The sequence below is a fragment of the Pseudomonas sp. SCA2728.1_7 genome, from assembly GCF_018138145.1.
GTDB classification, from domain to species: domain Bacteria; phylum Pseudomonadota; class Gammaproteobacteria; order Pseudomonadales; family Pseudomonadaceae; genus Aquipseudomonas; species Aquipseudomonas koreensis_A.
The window spans coordinates 5,126,369-5,142,973 of the sequence record NZ_CP073104.1; the positions used below are offsets into that span (position 1 = coordinate 5,126,369).

The window sequence follows — 16,605 nt, forward strand, 5'->3', positions numbered from 1 at the left end:
GACCATTACAGGCCCCGCCACTTGTGTCGGGGCCTGTTCTATTTCAGGGGCAACACAAAACAAATGTAGGAGTGAGCCTGCTCGCGATAGCGGTGAGTCAGTCAGCAATTTGATTAGCTGACAGACCGCTATCGCGAGCAGGCTCACTCCTACAGGGGGAATCGGTGTTGGTTTAGTTACCGCGCTTGCTGTTGATCTGCCGCAGGCGATTGCCTTCGAAGCGCAAGTATTGATACATGCCGTTGCTCGGGCCGTAGGTCCATTCCTCGACCTGAAACTCCTCGCGGCGATCGGCGCTGCGCTTGTAACCGAGCACATCACGGCTGACCGGCTCACCGCACTTTTGCAGGACTTCGCTTGAGCGGTCTCCGAGACTGATCAACTGACTGCCGCAGCGCAGCGTATCGGACGCCGAGGCGTGATTGGCCGCGAACGTCATTGCAAGCAAGGCCAGCCACTGCAGTTTCATCACTCGGCATCCAGGTGCATTTGCGTGACCACGCGGCCATCGCTCTCGGCTTCACCGAGATTGGCGTCGATGAAGTACACGCGGTCGTCCGCCAGTTGGCCTTTATCGACCAGATAATCCTTGATGCTGCTGGCACGATCCTGACCCAACTGACGCAGCAACACATCGCTGCCACTCCAGAACTGGATCACGCCTTCGCGCATCTTCGCTGTGCGTTCTTCCTTGCCCAGATCCTTCCATTCGGCCGGTGGCTGGGTTTTCAGACGGGTACGGTAGATACCTTCGAGCAGCGGGCCTTTCTCGCCCTCTGGCACTTGCAGCAGCGACGCCTGAGCCGGGACTTTATCGCCACGACGCTGGAGCATCTTGTAGTAGTTGTACTGGTATTCACGTTCCAGACGCTGCTCGGCGAGCAACGGGCCGTCACTGCTTTTGGCGGCCGTGCCTTCGATCTCCAGACGCAGTGCCGGACGCTCCTTCAGTGCCTGAGACAGTTTGACCAGCGCCGCTTCGGCATCCTTGCTCAAATCGCTGGAACCCGGTGCAAACGACACGGTGCCGAGGTCTTCCGAACCGCCACCACTGATCAGCCCGCCAATCATCTTGAATGGCGCGGCAGCGGCTTTGACGATCAGGTTGCGCAGGGTCTGCCAGACAATCGGCATTACGCTGAATTGCGGGTTGTTCAAATCACCGGTCACCGGCAACTCGATGGAGATCTTGCCGTCGACGTCCTTGAGCAGGGCAATCGCCAGTTTCAGCGGCAGGCTCACGGCATCCGGGCTGTCGACCTTCTCGCCGAGCTGCAATTGCTCGACCACCACTTTGTTTTCGGCCTTGAGCTGGCCCTTGGTGATCAGGTAATGCAGGTCGAGGTTGAGCCGGCCTTTGCGGATACGGTAACCGGCAAATTTGCCGGAGTAGGGCGTCAGCGTCGTCAGTTCGACGCGTTTGAAACTGGTGGCGATGTCGAGGCTGGCCATCGGGTCGAACGGATTCACCGCGCCCTTGATGGTCACCGGTGCGTAGCGATCGACCTTGCCTTTGATATCGACGCTGGCCGGTTTCGCCTGACGGCTGTCGATGGTGCCGATCTGGCCGTTGAGTTGCTGCACCGCGGTGGCGAAGTTCGGCGTCAGGCTAAAGTCGGCGAAGTTGGCCGAGCCATCATTGATGGCGATGCCACCGATGTGAATGCCCAACGGTTTTTCGTTGCTGGCCGGTTTGGCTGCCGTGGTTTTCGCGCCACTGTCGGCCGGTTGCGGGATCAGCAGGTCGTCGATGTTGGTGGTGCGATCGTCGTTGATCATGAACCGCACATACGGCTGGAACAGGTTGACCTTGTCGATCGATAAACTGTCGCCATGTTGATAATTCAGGCCCTCGACCACCACTTGCTGCCACTTGAGGAAGTCGCGGGTTTTCAGGGTGTCGAGGGTGTGCAGTTGATCGATCTGCGCGCGCCCGGTGACGCTGAGTGCCAGCGGTGCGGTGCTCTTGAGATTGACCTTCAGATCACTGCCGAGCATGCCGCTGCGCAGTTCCAGGCGAATGAACGGGTTGATGTAGGACTGCGCGACACGCAGGTCGATGTCCTGGGTTTTCACGTTGAGCTGGGCATTGACCGGGGCGAGATTGACGGTGCCGTCGGCCGTGATCCTGCCTTGCTTGCCCACGCCGCTGTCGAGCTTGAGCTTGAAGGGCGAACCGTTGAGGCTGTCGAAATCCTGCAGGTCGACGTTCAGCGGGGTGATATCCAGGGCAACGGCCGGTTGGGCCGAGCGGTCGGCCAGATGCACGGTGTAGTTACGCAATTGCACGTCTTTGAGCAGCACCTGCCATGGTTTGCTCGGCGCAGTGGGTTCAGCTTTTGGCGAGTCGGCAGCGGCCGGCGTGTTTGCCGGTTCTGCGGCGGCTTTGGCGGCGGGTTTCGACGGTTGGCTGGCGAGCAGTTTCTGCCAGTCCAGTTGCCCGTCGGCTTCAAGGGCTGCCCAGGTTTCCAGTTTGTTGCTGCGGATCTTGCCGACCACCACTTGTTGCTTGGCCAGATCGACCGAGGTTTCGCTGACGTCGAGACGTTCGAGTTTCGCCAGTGGCCGGCCGTCCGGAGCCTTGATGGCGAACGGCGCGATGCTCACCGCCACGTTGTTCAACTGCAGCTCGGTTTCTTTCGACAGGTTGAGTTTGTATTCGCTGCTGAGGCTGATCACACCGTCTTCCAGCACCAGCGGCACCGAGTCTCGCACGTAGGGCCAGAAGGCTTTCATCTTGCCGTCGGTGACTTTCAGAGTGCCTTCGGAGGTGAACGGGATCAGGCTGAAATTACCGCTCCAGTCGATCCGGCCGCCAGCGGGGCCGATGGCGACCAGGGTCATGTCGGCGCTGTCTTCGGGCAGGGTGCTGAGGTTTTTCAGTTCGAAGCTGAGGTCATCGTAGAGAAACTCGATGGGCTCGCTCGGGCGCACGTCTTCAAAGTGCACGACGCCGCCGGCCAGTTTGATGTTGTCGATGCGCAGCGGGAAGGGCTTGGCGTTCGGATCGGCTGGTGTCGGCTCACTGGCCGGCACATTGAACAGGCCCAGCAGGTTGAGCTTGCCGTCTTTGGCGAAGAGGATTTCGCTCTTCGGCTTGTCCAGTTCAATGTTGGCCAGATGCAGGGCTTTGGTCCACAGGCTGTCGATTTGCAGGTCGGCGTACAGGCGATCGAACCCGATCTGCTCCTTGCCCGGCTCGCCAATGACCAGCCCCCACAGGGTGACTTCAAGGCTGAACGGGTTGAGCTCGATACGCTGGATATGCGCAGGCACTGTCGCGTAATTGGCCAGTTGTTGATTGGCCACACGCAGGGCGATGCCCGGCAAAATCAGAAACCCCAGCAGGCTGTAGAGGGCCAGAGCAGTCAACAAGGCGCCAATTGCGCGAATCAATCCTTTGGGCATGTGCGGCTTCATCTGTCTGAATCGGAGTGCCTTGGAGTATGGCACGCGATTCTGGTTCCGAAGTACCTCGCATGGAGCAGGATTGTTCAGATTCTTCTGTAGGAACGCTTTCCATGTGGGAGCGAGCCTGCTCGCGAAGGCGTTCTATCAGTCACTCTATCTGTTGGCTGATACACCGCTTTCGCGAGCAGGCTCGCTCCCACATTGGACAGTTGTCAGCCGTGCGAGCGATTCAGAGCTGCAGGATCAGGGTTTTCAGCGGCGGTTGCTGGTCCATGGACGGGAAGTCGGCGCCTGGGGTCATCACGCTCCACTCGCGCACAGGCCGCCCGGCCTTTTCGGCGCAGCGCAGGACCTGCTCGCGCCAGTCGTCCATGCTGACTTTCGCCAGGTTGTTGCAGCAGATCAGCACGCCGTTGTCGGCGGTGGTGAGCAGGGCCGGTTTGAGCAGGCTCTGATAGTCGCGCAGCAGATCGACGGTGCCGAATGCGCTCTTGGCCCACGCGGGCGGGTCGAGCAGGACCAGATCGTATTGGCGCTGATCGAGGCGTTGGTAGCTCGGCAGTTTCTGCCCGCGACGCTGGCTGATCGGCAGGCCGGCGAGTTGGCGAATGGCCGGAAAGTAGTCCGACTGGATGAATTCCATCTCCGGCAACTGCGGGTTGAGCAGACCGTTTTCGCGACCAACCGCCAGATTGCCTTCGGCGAAATCCAGGTTGCACACCTCACGCGCGCCACCGGCGGCCGCACTGAGGCCGACGCCGCAGGTGTAGGCAAACAGGTTGAGCACGGATTTGCCCTTGGCGTGATCCTTGACCCAGCCACGGGTGTTGCGCAGGTCGAGGAACAGCAGCGGATCCTGCCCGGCATGACGCCCGCGCACACGGTAGTTCAGACCCCATTCGTGGCCAACCAGATCGGCCAGCGCGGCGTCTTCGGCTTTGTAGACGCTGTCTTCACGATCAATACGCGAATTGCCACGGGAGCGGTCGTTGTAGACCAGCAAGGTTTCCAGCCCCAGGCTCTGATTAACCATGGCGTGCAGTTGCAGCAGGTCTTCCCGCTCCAGCGTCTGGTGGAAGCTTTGCACCAGCAGTTGCGGGCCGTAGCGATCGATGGTCAGGCCGCCAGCGCCTTCCTGGCTGCCGTGGAACAGCCGATAGCAATCGGTGCCCTGGCGGTGCAGCTCGGCCAGCAGATCCTGGCGTTGATCGAGGGCGGCGCGCAGCGCCTGATTCAAGGAAGACATGCGGGCGCCTTGCTGGAGAGAATGGGGGCGCGGGAGTTTAGCAGCTTGGCGGGCAATCGAGTTGCACCCTTCGCGAGCAGGCTCGCTCCCACATGGGAATGCATTCCAAATGTGGGAGCGAGCCTGCTCGCGAAGCTTTAGGTCAGCAAACCCATCCGGCGTTTGGCGCGTTGCACCGAACCATTGCGCATCGCCCAGCGCAGCATCGGTGCACTGCGCCTCACGCTGGCGCGAATCAATTGCCGTTGCAGCGAGCTCTGCCGGACATCAAGCATATCGCTGGCCCAATCCGGCAGTAGATCAATGCCAGCCTTCATCATCAGATCACCAAACGGTCGCGCCAGAACACTCGGCGCCGGTGCGTCGAGCAACAAACGCAACACCTCACGGCTGCGCTCATCGCACAGCAACTGCGGGCGCATGCGTTGCAGATAATCGGCTACGGCTTGCCGCGATTTCGGCACATCCCGCGCACCGAGGCGTTCGGCAATCACGGCGATTTCCGCGTAATAACGATCCTGATCCGTCCCCGACAACTGCGGATTTCGATAACGCAAATGTGCCGCGAGAAAATTACTGACTTCGGCCACGTGCACCCAGGTCAGCAAATCCGGATCGCTCGCTGCATAAGGCCGGCCATCCGGCGCAGTGCCGACCACTTGCAGATGAATGGTGCGCACTTTCTCGATCAGCCAGTCTGCATCCCGCCGCGAACCGAAGGTGGTGCCGGAAACAAACTGACTGGTACGGCGCAAGCGTCCGAGCATGTCTTCACGGAAATTCGAATGATCCCAGACCCCGGCCAACGCCAACGGATGCAAGGCTTGCAGCAACAGCGCACTGATGCCGCCGATCAGCATGCTGCTGAAATCGCCGTGCACCTGCCAACTGACCGAATCCGGGCCGAACAGGCCGGGATCGCCCTTGGGGTTTTCCAGATCGAGTTGGCCGAGGGACAGCCCGGTCAGGCTCATGAGTTGGTTTTCAATACGACTGCGGATGAATTCCATGACCACTCAGTGCGAAAGGGCGGGCGCGGCCGGTTGACTGCGCCCGAGATGTTACTGATTGAGGCGCTTGTCGATCAGGCCTTGCACCACGCTCGGGTCGGCCAGGGTCGAGGTGTCGCCGAGGCTGTCGAGTTCGTTGCAGGCGATCTTGCGCAGGATGCGCCGCATGATCTTGCCTGAACGGGTTTTCGGCAAGGCCGGCGCCCACTGGATCAGGTCCGGTTTGGCGAAGCTGCCGATTTCCTTGCTGACGTGCGCCAGCAGTTCTTTCTTCAGTTCGTCATTCGGTTCGGTGCCGTTCATCGGCGTGACGAAGGCGTAGATGCCCTGACCTTTGACGTCGTGGGGGTAACCGACCACGGCGGCTTCGGCGATGCTGTCGTGCAGCACCAGCGCGCTTTCCACTTCAGCCGTGCCGATGCGATGACCGGAGACGTTGATCACATCGTCGATGCGCCCGGTGATCCAGTAATCGCCATCCTCATCGCGGCGTGCGCCGTCGCCGGTGAAGTAGTAGCCGGGGTAAGGTTTGAAATAGGTGTCGACCATTCGCTGCGGGTCGCCATAGACGCTGCGGATCTGCGCCGGCCAACTCGACTTGATCGCCAGCACGCCGCTGCCGGCGCCTTTGATTTCCTTGCCGTGTTCATCGAGCAGCACCGGTTGCACGCCGAACATCGGTTGCGTGGCGCAGCCCGGTTTGATCCGCTGTGCGCTGACCAGCGGGCTGAGCATGATGCCGCCGGTTTCGGTCTGCCACCAAGTGTCGACGATAGGGCAGCGCTGTTCTCCTACGACGTTGAAATACCATTCCCACGCTTCCGGGTTGATCGGCTCACCGACGCTGCCGAGTAATCTGAGGCTGGCGCGCGAGGTTTCTTTCAACGGTTCGGCGCCTTCGCGCATCAACGCGCGCAGAGCAGTCGGCGCGGTGTAGAAAATATTGACCTTGTGCTTGTCGATCACCTGCCAGAAACGCGAACTGCTCGGGTAGCTCGGCACGCCTTCGAACATCAGCGTGGTCGCACCATTGGCCAGCGGACCGTAGACGATGTAGCTGTGGCCGGTGACCCAACCAACATCGGCGGTGCACCAGAACACCTCGCCGTCGCGGTAGTCGAGCACATATTTGAAAGTCATCGCCGCTTGCAGCAGGTAACCGCCGGTGGTGTGCAGCACGCCTTTGGGTTTGCCGGTGCTGCCGGAGGTGTAGAGGATGAACAGCGGATCTTCGGCGTCCATCGGTTCCGGTGGGCAATCGTCGCTGACATCGCGTACCGCCTGGTGATACCAGAGGTCGCGGCCTTCGACCCAATCGACCTTGCCTTGGCTGCGCTCGACCACCACGACGGTGCTGACGTCCGGGCAACTTTGCAGGGCTTTGTCGACGTTTTGCTTGAGCGGCACGAACTTGCCGCCGCGTACACCTTCGTCGGCAGTGATCACCGTGCGGCAATCGGCATCGAGAATACGGTCACGCAGAGAGTCAGGAGAAAAGCCGCCAAACACCACCGAATGGATCGCGCCGATTCGTGCACAGGCGAGCATGGCGTAAGCGGCTTCGGGGATCATCGGCATGTAGATGCACACCCGGTCGCCTTTCTTCACACCACGGCTTTTCAGCACGTTGGCCAGGCGGCAGACATGGTGGTGAAGTTTTTTATAAGTGATTTGCGCCGATTCGGCCGGGTCGTCGCCTTCCCAGAGCAGGGCGGTCTGCTCGCCGCGCTTTTCCAGATGGCGGTCGATGCAGTTGTAACTGACGTTCAGTCTGCCCCCGGCAAACCAGGCGGCTTCCCCGGTTTTCAGGTCATAGCGCTGAACGGTCTGCCACGGTGTGCTCCAGTCGAGGAACTGCGAGGCCTGCTCGGCCCAGAAGGTGCTGGGGTGTTCAATGGATTCGCGGTACAGGCGCCGATAGTCTTCCTGACTCAATTGCGCAGCCCGGCGGACGGCATCGGCTTTGGGGAACGTGCTGATATCGAACATGACGGTTCCTTATTCTTGTGGTGCGACAGGAATAAAGATGCGCCGATGGGGGCAAGGGATCAAGGCCGGCAGACGGCTCTCCACCGCGAAGAGCCCCTCACCCTAACCCTCTCCCAAAGGGAGAGGGGACTGACCGAGGTGTTTGGGCTTGATACATCGACCTGAAATTTCGGAGTCGAACTCAAGTATCGAAAACGTGAAAATCGGCTCCCTTTCCCCCTCGCCCCTGGGGGGAGAGGGCTGGGGTGAGGGGGAAACGATTTGGCTGTCACCGCGAAATCCACGCCAAACGCCAGACGAAAAAAAGCCCCTGAACTTCAGGGGCTCTCTATCAAGCAACTGATCAACCGCGGTGACGACCGCGGAAGTAGTTGATCAGGCCCTGAGTGGAAGGATCGTCAGCAGTGCTTTCATCGCTGCCGACCAGGCGGTTGTAAACGCCTTTGCCCAGTTCCTTGCCCAATTCCACGCCCCACTGGTCAAAGGCGTTGATGCCCCAGACCACGCTTTGTACGAACACTTTATGTTCATACATTGCCACCAGCGCGCCGAGACGACGCGGGCTGATGCGTTCAACCACAATGGTGTTGCTCGGACGGTTGCCCGGGATCACCTTGTGTGGCGCGAGTTTGTGCACTTCTTCTTCGCTCATGCCTTTGTCGCGCAACTCTTGCTCGGCTTCCGGCAGGGTTTTGCCGAGCATCAGCGCCTGGCTCTGCGACAGGCAGTTGGCGTACAGCCACTGATGGTGGTCGGAAACCGGGTTGAAGCTGACGATCGGCACGATGAAATCGGCCGGGATCAACTGCGAACCTTGATGCAGCAACTGGTGGTAAGCGTGCTGACCGTTGCAGCCGACGCCGCCCCAGATCACCGGACCGGTATCGGTCGACACCGGCGTGCCGTCCTGGCGCACGCTCTTGCCGTTGGATTCCATGTCCAGTTGTTGCAAGTGCTTGGTGATGTTGCGCAGGTAGTGGTCGTACGGCAGGATCGCGTGGCTTTGCGCGCCCCAGAAGTTGCCGTACCACACGCCGAGCAGGGCCAGCAGCACCGGCATGTTCTGTTCGAACGGCGCGGTCTGGAAATGCTGGTCCATGGTGTAGGCACCGGACAGCAATTCCTTGAAGTTGGACATGCCGATGGCCAGAGCGATTGGCAAACCGATCGCCGACCACAGCGAGTAACGCCCACCGACCCAGTCCCACATCGGGAAGATGTTTTCTTCGCGGATACCGAAGGCCACGGCAGCGGCGTTGTTGCTCGATACGGCGATGAAGTGACGATACAGCTCGGCTTCCGAACCGCCCTGCGCCAGGTACCAGGCGCGCGCAGCTTGAGCGTTCTTCAGGGTTTCGAGGGTGTTGAAGGATTTCGACGAGACGATGAACAGTGTGGTCTCGGCGCGCAGTTTCTGCGTCAGCTCGTGGAATTCGCTGCCATCGATGTTCGCCAGATAATGGCAACGCACGCCTTTCTGCGCGTAGGACAGCAGTGCTTCGGACACCAGTTCAGGGCCGAGGAACGAGCCACCGATGCCGATGTTGACCACATCAGTGATCGGCTTTTCGGTGTAACCACGCCACAGGCCATCGTGGATACGGCCGACCAGATCGGTGATCTGGTTCAGGACCTTGTGCACTTCCGGCATCACGTTGACGCCGTTGACCGACAGCTTGTCGCCTACCGGGCGGCGCAGGGCGGTGTGCAGCGCCGGGCGGCCTTCGGAAGTGTTGACGATTTCGCCTTCGAACAGCGCTTTGATGGCGCCTTTGAGATCGACTTCATTGGCCAGACCCACCAGCAGATTGCGGGTCTGGGCGTTGATCAAATTTTTCGAATAATCGAGAAACAGTCCGCAGCTGCTGAGGGTGAATTGATTGAAGCGCTGCGGATCGGCGTTGAAGGCTTCGCGCATGCTGAAATCCTGCATGGCTTGGCGGTGATCTTTCAACGCTTGCCAGGCGGGCAGAGCGGTAACGTCTTGAGGAGTGAGGTAATACGCCATCGCTGCGGTTTTCCTTTTTACTTGAACGGCCTTTTGAACACTGAACAGACCCGGCACGCCATGTTTGGGCATGGGATCAACTGCGTCGACACGATTTCCGGACACAGGGCGAATACAGTAAACCTCGCGCTGCGTTCTGTCTTGACTTTGTCTGACCAGATCCCTGTACTTTTTTAACATCCAGACCGGGAACTGGCCGACAAACGGAGGGGGCGGGGCGAAATCGGGATCAGGCGAGCTGAACCGGGATGGCGTTGCTGGTGTGGCTCAGCTCATTGCCCGGCGCCATGTAGAGCATGCGCGGCTTGAAATTGACCAGCTCGGCTTCGCTGTAATGGGCATAGGCACAAATGATCACGCGGTCGCCGACCTTGGCCTTGTGCGCAGCGGCGCCATTGACGGAGATCATCCGCGAACCCTCTTCGCCACGAATCGCGTAGGTGGTGAAGCGCTCACCATTGTCGACGTTATAAATCTGGATCTGCTCGTATTCACGGATGCCGGACAAGTCCAGCCACTCGCCATCGATGGCGCACGAACCTTCGTAATCGAGCACCGCATGAGTGACTTCGGCGCGGTGCAGTTTGGCCTTGAGCATGATCGCGTGCATGAGGGTTTTCCCGGGTTGGAATCGAACGGCGGGCAGTGTGCCCGAAGGCTTTGAGGGCGGCAATACGGCTTGAAATGCAATTTTCATAACACCGAAAACCACTGTAGGAGTGAGCCTGCTCGCGATAGCGGTGTGTCATTCAACACTAATGCTGACTGACACACCGCTATCGCGAGCAGGCTCACTCCTACAGGGGGTATTGCGGTGTCTTTAAACCGGGGTATCGAGATTCAGGTGCAGATTGTCGATCAACCGCGTGGTGCCGAGGAACGCCGCCACCAGAATCACCAGATCACGGTCTTCAGCCGTCGCCGGACGCAGGGTCAGGGCATGGCGGATTTCCAGGTAGTCCGGGCGCAGACCTGCGGCTTCAAGCTGCTGCAACTGGGCAGCGATCAGCGCCGGGAAGTCGCGTTCACCTTGCTTGATCGACTCGGCAATGTTGCTCAGCGAGCGATAAACGACCGGAGCCACCGCGCGTTGTTCTTCGCTGAGGAAACCGTTGCGCGAGGACAGCGCCAGGCCATCGGCGGCACGCACGGTCGGTTCGCCGATGATCTGGATCGGCATGTTCAGGTCATGCACCAGCGCGCGAATCACCGCCAGTTGCTGGTAATCCTTCTGGCCGAAAATCGCCAGATCCGGCTGGACCATGTTGAACAGCTTGCTGACCACCGTCGCCACGCCTTCGAAGTGCCCCGGACGGCTGGCGCCGCACAGGCCTTCGGACAATTGCGGCACGCTGACCCGAGTCTGTCCGGCCATGCCGTCGGGGTACATTTCTTCGACGGTTGGCGCGAACAGTAGAGAGCAGCCCGCTTCGAGCAGCTTCTCCTGATCCGCCGCCAACGTGCGCGGGTATTTATCGAGGTCTTCGCCAGCGCCGAACTGCAGCGGGTTGACGAAAATGCTCGCGACCACGAAATCCACCCGTTGGGTGGCTTTGGTGATCAGTGCAACGTGACCGCTGTGCAGGTTGCCCATGGTCGGTACGAAGCCGATGCGTTTGCCTTCGCTGCGGGCGCGGGCTACGGCGGCGCGCAGTTCGCGTACGGTTTTAACGGTGTTCATGCAGAGAATCCGTGTTCGATGCCGGGGAACGTGGTGGCTTTGACTTCATTGACGTAAGCCTTCAGCGCGGACTGGATGCTGTCCTGACCCTGCATGAAGTTCTTCACGAACTTTGGCACGCGGCCAGTGATCGACAGCCCGAGCATGTCGTGCAGTACCAGAACCTGGCCGTCGGTGGCGTTACCGGCGCCGATCCCGATGACCGGGATTTTTACCGCTTGGCTGATTTCTGCAGCCAGTTCGCTCGGCACGCATTCCAGCAGCAGCATCGCCGCACCGGCCTGTTCCAGCGAGATCGCGTCGGCACGCATCTGCCGCGCCTGGTTCTCGTTGCGGCCCTGCACTTTATAGCCGCCAAGAATGTTCACCGCTTGCGGGGTCAGACCCATGTGCGCGCAAACCGGTACACCGCGCTCGGCGAGCAGACGGATCGAATCGGCCAGCCACAACTGACCTTCGACTTTGATCATGTGCGCGCCTGCCTGCATCAACATGGCGCTGTTAGTCATGGTTTGTTCGAGGGTGGCGTTGGCCATGAACGGCAGGTCGGCGAGGATCAGGGCGTCGCTGTTGCCGCGTTTGACGCAGGCGGTGTGGTAGGCCATTTCTGCGGTGGTCACCGGCAAAGTGCTGTCGTGACCTTGCAGGACCATGCCGAGGGAGTCGCCCACCAGCAGCACTTCGACACCGGCCTCGTTGCAGGCGTGGGCGAAGGTCGCGTCATAGCAGGTCAGCATGGTGATCTTTTCACCTTTCTGCTTGAGGCTCTGGAGCGTGGTCAGGGTGATGGCTGGCATGTAAAAAATCCTCGTTCAGGCGCTCTGGAAACTACTGCGAGTAACGCGCGTGATTCTTCATCTACTCAGGCGCACGCTCTTTTGTCGTGCTTATAAGGCCTGGATTGCGCCCGTATGTGCCGGGTTGGCGGCAGCGGGACGCCTATAGTCGTGATGAGCCAACAGGAAGTCAATTGCGTGTGTTACCGCATTGTTACGAGGGGAGTGTTACCGGCGTTACTGATGCGATTCAGCGGCGCGGCGGGGCTGATTCGCGAGGTTTTTGTCTGACAATAAATCTGGATATGGCGCAGACACTGTAGGAGTGAGCCTGCTCGCGATAGCGGTGGATCAGCCCATAAATCTTTGGCTTACAGACCGCTATCGCGAGCAGGCTCACTCCTACAAAGGGTTTGTGTCAGGCGTGGGAGAGGCGTTCCAGGCCGACGAACGGGCAGGCAGCCAACAGATCGGTAAGGGTGCGACCGTCGGCAAGACGCAAATCTTGTGGGGCCAGTTCAGCGAGGGGATACAGCACGAACGCGCGTTCCTGAATCTGGTAATGCGGGACTTTCAGGCGTGGCTCGTCGATCAGTCGATCGCCAAACAACAGAATATCCAGATCCAGCGTACGCGGGCCCCAGCGCTCTAAACGCTCGCGGCCCTGATCGTTCTCGATGGCTTGCAGCGCGTCGAGCAGTGCAATCGGCGCAAGATCGCTGTCGAGCGCCGCAACCGCGTTGGTATATCGCGGTTGGCCCGGCAGCAATGAATCGCTTTGATAGAAGGCGGAAACGCCCACCAGTGTGGTCTGCGGCAATTGCCCCAGCGCCTCGACGGCGCTGCGCAATTGTTCGGCGGGGTCAGCGAGGTTGCTGCCCATGCCGATGTAGATGCGTTCCATGCCTTTACTCGCCTGTAGCACTCGGGGCGCTGGCGCGTTTGCGCTTGGAACCGCTGCTGCGGCGACGTTTGCGCGGAGCACCGCTGGCGTCATCGCCCTTGCCGCTGAGGTCGCGGATCATGTCGCGGCGCTCGCTGTCGTTGGCGTCCTGATAATCCGTCCACCATTCACCGAGGCCATCGGTCTCTTCGCCAGCGCTTTCACGCAGCAACAGGAAGTCGTAACCGGCACGGAAACGCGGATTATCCAGCAACAGGTCGGCACGTTTGCCGCTGCGCCGTGGCAGACGTTCCTGCATGTCCCAGATCTCGCGGATCGGCATGGTGAAGCGTTTCGGAATCGCAATGCGCTGGCACTGTTCGGCGATCAGCTCGTGGGCGCCCTCCTGCATCGCCGGAATCGGCGGCATGCCGCGTTCTTGCAAGCGCAACACGCGGGCCGGCAGAGCAGGCCACAGCAGCGCGGCAAACAGGAACGCCGGGGTCACCGGTTTGTTCTGCTTGATGCGCAGATCGGTGTTGGTCAGCGCTTCGCTGATCAGCGTGTGGGTGTATTCCGGGTTGTGTTCCAGCGCATCGGCACTGGCCGGGAACAGCGGGGCGAAGAGTTGCAGGTCGACCAGCATTTCAAAGGTGATCGCGCCGTGTCCTGAGAGGAACAGTTTGAGCACTTCTTCGAATAGACGCGCCGAAGGGATCTCGCGCAGCATCGGCGCCAGTTCACGAATCGGCTGCACGGTGTGCTTCTCGATACCGAAGTTGAGCTTGGCGGCGAAACGCACGGCACGCAGCATGCGCACCGGGTCTTCCTGATAGCGCTGCTTCGGATCGCCGATCAGGCGGATCAGGTGGTTGCGGATGTCGTGTACGCCGTTGGCGTAGTCGAGGATGCGCTCGCTGACCGGATCGTAATACAGGGCGTTGATGGTGAAGTCGCGGCGTTGCGCGTCTTCTTCCAGGGTGCCGTAAACGTTGTCGCGCAAAATTCGCCCGCTTTCGTTACGCGAGGACTGGTTGCTGTCTTCGTCGTCTTCGTTGACCGGGTGATTGGCGCGAAAAGTCGCGACTTCGATGATTTCGCGACCGAAATGAATGTGCACCAGTTTGAAGCGACGGCCGATGATCCGCGCATTGCGGAATTCGGCACGGACTTGCTCGGGCGTGGCGCTGGTGGCGACGTCGAAGTCCTTGGGCGTGATGCCCAGCAGCATGTCACGCACGCAACCGCCGACCAGATAAGCCTGGTAACCGGCACCTTGCAGGCGTTCGACGATATTCACCGCATAGCGGCTGAACTGCGTTTTCTGCAGCGAATGTTGACCGCTGTTGAGCACTTCAGGGGTGCTACGGATGTGTTGCGTACGACGCACGGGAGTTCGGAATGACTGGAACAACTTCTTCAGCATGGGATGCACTGTTTGAAGGAATGTTCGGCCATACCAAAGAATGACCGCATGATGGGCGCAGATTCTAGCATTTAGTCGAGGGATGGTGTAGGACACGGCCGATTTGAGCTGCAAGCCGCAGGCTACAGGCATCGCGCGCGATAAAAATGGGGGATTTTGCAGCGGAGGAGAAACTACAAGGGGAGCCGAAGCTCCCCAAGAAGTAGTTGCGTGCTCTTTTTATTATTGATTCGGGCTTCTTGTTTTTGTTGAGTGCCCTCGCCACGAAGTGTTTCCTTCGTGACCCTCCCAATCGGGAGCCAAGAGCAAACGGATTGCTTTGGTCGCTGAATTGCAGTGATCTCTCGATCCAACCAGTACAGGCTCTGTCTTAGGACAGTTTTTGTTGTTCTCGGCCTGGTCGTGGGGCAAGCCCCAAATACAACGCCTCTCCAAAAGAATCAGTTAGCTGCGCCTCTCGCCGTCTTGTTTTTATTGTGCGTGAGTCGATTCGTCTTATTTTTATTGTCTTGTGCATTGCTTGTTATTGTTCTTGTACTAAACATATAGCAGGGGGCGTGCCAACTTTTGTGAAGCCCAATAAAACAAGGGGTTAGGTCGATATAACCGTTTTGTCGGGGCGAAAAAAAGCCGGGGTTTCGTTACCGATAACCCCGGCTTCTGTTACGTGAATCGACTGCGGTAACAGTTTTTTCACACCTTCAAGCGTTACCCGCACACTCGACAGATAACGTTCAGCTCTCGCTGGCGACCCCGGTCTTGCGCCGTGGGATGCCCAGACGCTGACGGCGTTCCCACAGACATTTGCGGCTGACGCCCAGTTTGCGCGCCAGTTCGGTCTCGGTCATGTGGTCCTGATGCTCGAGGACGAAGTGCTGGAAGTAGTCCTCCAGCGACAGGTCTTCGGTCGGCTCATGGCTGCTGTTGCTGGCGTTACCCGCCTGCGGCGGCAGACCGATGAACTCGTCGTCTTCCAGATCGCTCAACTCGATGTCGATGCCCAGCAGGTCGGCGGAGATTTCCGGACTTTCGCTCAGAATCACCGCGCGCTCGACCGCGTTCTCCAGCTCTCGCACGTTACCCGGCCAGGAATAATGCCGGATCGCCTGTTCGGCATCGGCGGCAAATTTCAGGTCGGTACGGTTGATGCGTGCACTCTGGCGAGCGAGGAAAGCCGTGGCGATTTCGTTGACGTCGGCGCCGCGCTCGCGCAGGGCCGGCAGTTTCAGGGCGATCACGTGCAGACGGTAATAAAGGTCTTCACGGAACTGGCCGATTTTCGCCAGGCTCTTGAGATCCCGGTGAGTGGCCGCGATCAGGCGCACATCGACCTTCTGCGACTGCACCGAACCGACCCGGCGAATTTCGCCTTCCTGCAACACACGCAACAGACGCGCCTGAGCTTCCAGTGGCAACTCGCCGATTTCGTCGAGGAACAGCGTGCCGCCGTCCGCCGCTTCGACCAGACCGGCACGCCCGGCGCTGGCGCCGGTGAACGCGCCTTTTTCGTGGCCGAACAGTTCGGACTCGATCAGGCTTTCCGGGATGGCCGCGCAGTTCACCGAAATCATCGGCGCCTTGGCGCGTTTCGACAGGTTGTGCAGGGCGCGGGCCACCAGTTCTTTACCGGTGCCGGACTCCCCCTGGATCAACACATTGGAATCGGTTGGCGCGACTTTGCGGATCTTGCTGTACAGATCCTGCATCGGTGGGCAGGAGCCGATGATGCCGATTTCACCGTTACTGTTGTCGACGGCGGATTTGCCGCTGCCATTGGTCGGTTTGCTGGCAACCGCTTCACCGGCAGCGGGTGCCGATTGCCGATCACGCAGGATCCGCGCGACAGCTTGAAGCATTTCATCGTGGTCGAAAGGCTTGGCGATGTAGTCCACCGCGCCCATCTTCATCGAGTCGACCGCCGAGCGCAGGCTGGCGTAACTGGTCATGATCAGCACCGGTGTGCCCTGGCCGAGCTTGATCAGCTCGGTGCCCGGCGCGCCCGGCAGACGCAGATCGCTGACGATCAGATCGAACGTAGGAATGGTGAAGCGTTCTTGTGCTTCCTGCACTGAACCGGCTTCGCTGACCTGGTACTGGTTGCGTTCCAGCAGGCGGCGCAAGGCGGAGCGGATAATTGTTTCGTCTTCGACGATCAAAATGTGCGGCATTGATTCG

12 protein-coding genes are annotated in these 16,605 nt (G+C 59.8%); all 12 read right to left on the reverse strand.

Annotated elements, in window-relative coordinates; genetic code table 11:
- Nucleotides 1-172: 172 nt before the first annotated feature.
- Nucleotides 173-469: a DUF2845 domain-containing protein gene (locus KBP52_RS22995; protein WP_212621028.1), complete on the reverse strand. Its 297-nt coding sequence runs from the start codon at nucleotides 467-469 to the stop codon at nucleotides 173-175.
- Nucleotides 469-3,420 (reverse strand): DUF748 domain-containing protein, encoded by a 2,952-nt coding sequence (locus tag KBP52_RS23000; RefSeq protein ID WP_212621029.1) that lies wholly within the window; start codon nucleotides 3,418-3,420, stop codon nucleotides 469-471. Before KBP52_RS23000 ends, KBP52_RS22995 begins: the two co-directional genes overlap by 1 nt.
- Before the next feature lie 220 nt (nucleotides 3,421-3,640).
- Nucleotides 3,641-4,657: a class I SAM-dependent methyltransferase gene (locus KBP52_RS23005; protein WP_212621030.1), complete on the reverse strand. Its 1,017-nt coding sequence runs from the start codon at nucleotides 4,655-4,657 to the stop codon at nucleotides 3,641-3,643.
- 137 nt (nucleotides 4,658-4,794) lie between these two features.
- Nucleotides 4,795-5,667: an oxygenase MpaB family protein gene (locus tag KBP52_RS23010; RefSeq protein WP_150751690.1), complete on the reverse strand. Its 873-nt coding sequence runs from the start codon at nucleotides 5,665-5,667 to the stop codon at nucleotides 4,795-4,797.
- Between the two features lie 51 nt (nucleotides 5,668-5,718).
- Complete coding sequence (gene acs / locus KBP52_RS23015; protein WP_212621031.1) at nucleotides 5,719-7,656, reverse strand: acetate--CoA ligase; 1,938 nt, start codon at nucleotides 7,654-7,656, stop codon at nucleotides 5,719-5,721.
- 343 nt (nucleotides 7,657-7,999) lie between these two features.
- Nucleotides 8,000-9,664, reverse strand: a complete 1,665-nt coding sequence (gene pgi / locus KBP52_RS23020) for a glucose-6-phosphate isomerase (RefSeq protein WP_077574571.1) — start codon at nucleotides 9,662-9,664, stop codon at nucleotides 8,000-8,002.
- 229 nt (nucleotides 9,665-9,893) lie between these two features.
- A complete protein-coding gene (gene panD, locus KBP52_RS23025) occupies nucleotides 9,894-10,274 on the reverse strand; it encodes an aspartate 1-decarboxylase (RefSeq protein WP_003205654.1) in 381 nt (126 codons plus the stop codon).
- Between the two features lie 210 nt (nucleotides 10,275-10,484).
- Nucleotides 10,485-11,345, reverse strand: a complete 861-nt coding sequence (gene panC, locus KBP52_RS23030; protein WP_077574569.1) for a pantoate--beta-alanine ligase — start codon at nucleotides 11,343-11,345, stop codon at nucleotides 10,485-10,487.
- Nucleotides 11,342-12,142, reverse strand: coding sequence for a 3-methyl-2-oxobutanoate hydroxymethyltransferase (gene panB, locus KBP52_RS23035; RefSeq protein ID WP_123593230.1), 801 nt, complete (start codon nucleotides 12,140-12,142; stop codon nucleotides 11,342-11,344). Before panB ends, panC begins: the two co-directional genes overlap by 4 nt.
- Nucleotides 12,143-12,539: 397 nt before the next feature.
- Complete coding sequence (gene folK / locus KBP52_RS23040; protein WP_212621032.1) at nucleotides 12,540-13,025, reverse strand: 2-amino-4-hydroxy-6-hydroxymethyldihydropteridine diphosphokinase; 486 nt, start codon at nucleotides 13,023-13,025, stop codon at nucleotides 12,540-12,542.
- 4 nt (nucleotides 13,026-13,029) lie between these two features.
- Nucleotides 13,030-14,430: a polynucleotide adenylyltransferase PcnB gene (locus tag KBP52_RS23045; RefSeq protein ID WP_077574566.1), complete on the reverse strand. Its 1,401-nt coding sequence runs from the start codon at nucleotides 14,428-14,430 to the stop codon at nucleotides 13,030-13,032.
- 734 nt (nucleotides 14,431-15,164) lie between these two features.
- Nucleotides 15,165-16,598 carry a sigma-54 dependent transcriptional regulator gene (locus tag KBP52_RS23050; protein WP_077574564.1) on the reverse strand — a complete coding sequence of 478 codons (1,434 nt, stop codon included), beginning with the start codon at nucleotides 16,596-16,598 and terminating at the stop codon, nucleotides 15,165-15,167.
- Nucleotides 16,599-16,605: the final 7 nt, after the last annotated feature.

Bases quoted from the DNA above. Each gene is read 5' to 3' on its own strand.
- KBP52_RS23045 (WP_077574566.1), bottom strand. From the start codon at position 14,430: ATGCTGAAGAAGTTGTTCCAGTCATTCCGAACTCCCGTGCGTCGTACG.
- KBP52_RS23000 (WP_212621029.1), bottom strand. From the start codon at position 3,420: ATGAAGCCGCACATGCCCAAAGGATTGATTCGCGCAATTGGCGCCTTG.
- panC (WP_077574569.1), bottom strand. From the start codon at position 11,345: ATGAACACCGTTAAAACCGTACGCGAACTGCGCGCCGCCGTAGCCCGC.
- KBP52_RS23010 (WP_150751690.1), bottom strand. From the start codon at position 5,667: ATGGAATTCATCCGCAGTCGTATTGAAAACCAACTCATGAGCCTGACC.
- KBP52_RS22995 (WP_212621028.1), bottom strand. From the start codon at position 469: ATGAAACTGCAGTGGCTGGCCTTGCTTGCAATGACGTTCGCGGCCAAT.
- panD (WP_003205654.1), bottom strand. From the start codon at position 10,274: ATGCACGCGATCATGCTCAAGGCCAAACTGCACCGCGCCGAAGTCACT.
- panB (WP_123593230.1), bottom strand. From the start codon at position 12,142: ATGCCAGCCATCACCCTGACCACGCTCCAGAGCCTCAAGCAGAAAGGT.
- folK (WP_212621032.1), bottom strand. From the start codon at position 13,025: ATGGAACGCATCTACATCGGCATGGGCAGCAACCTCGCTGACCCCGCC.
- KBP52_RS23005 (WP_212621030.1), bottom strand. From the start codon at position 4,657: ATGTCTTCCTTGAATCAGGCGCTGCGCGCCGCCCTCGATCAACGCCAG.
- KBP52_RS23050 (WP_077574564.1), bottom strand. From the start codon at position 16,598: ATGCCGCACATTTTGATCGTCGAAGACGAAACAATTATCCGCTCCGCC.
- pgi (WP_077574571.1), bottom strand. From the start codon at position 9,664: ATGGCGTATTACCTCACTCCTCAAGACGTTACCGCTCTGCCCGCCTGG.
- acs (WP_212621031.1), bottom strand. From the start codon at position 7,656: ATGTTCGATATCAGCACGTTCCCCAAAGCCGATGCCGTCCGCCGGGCT.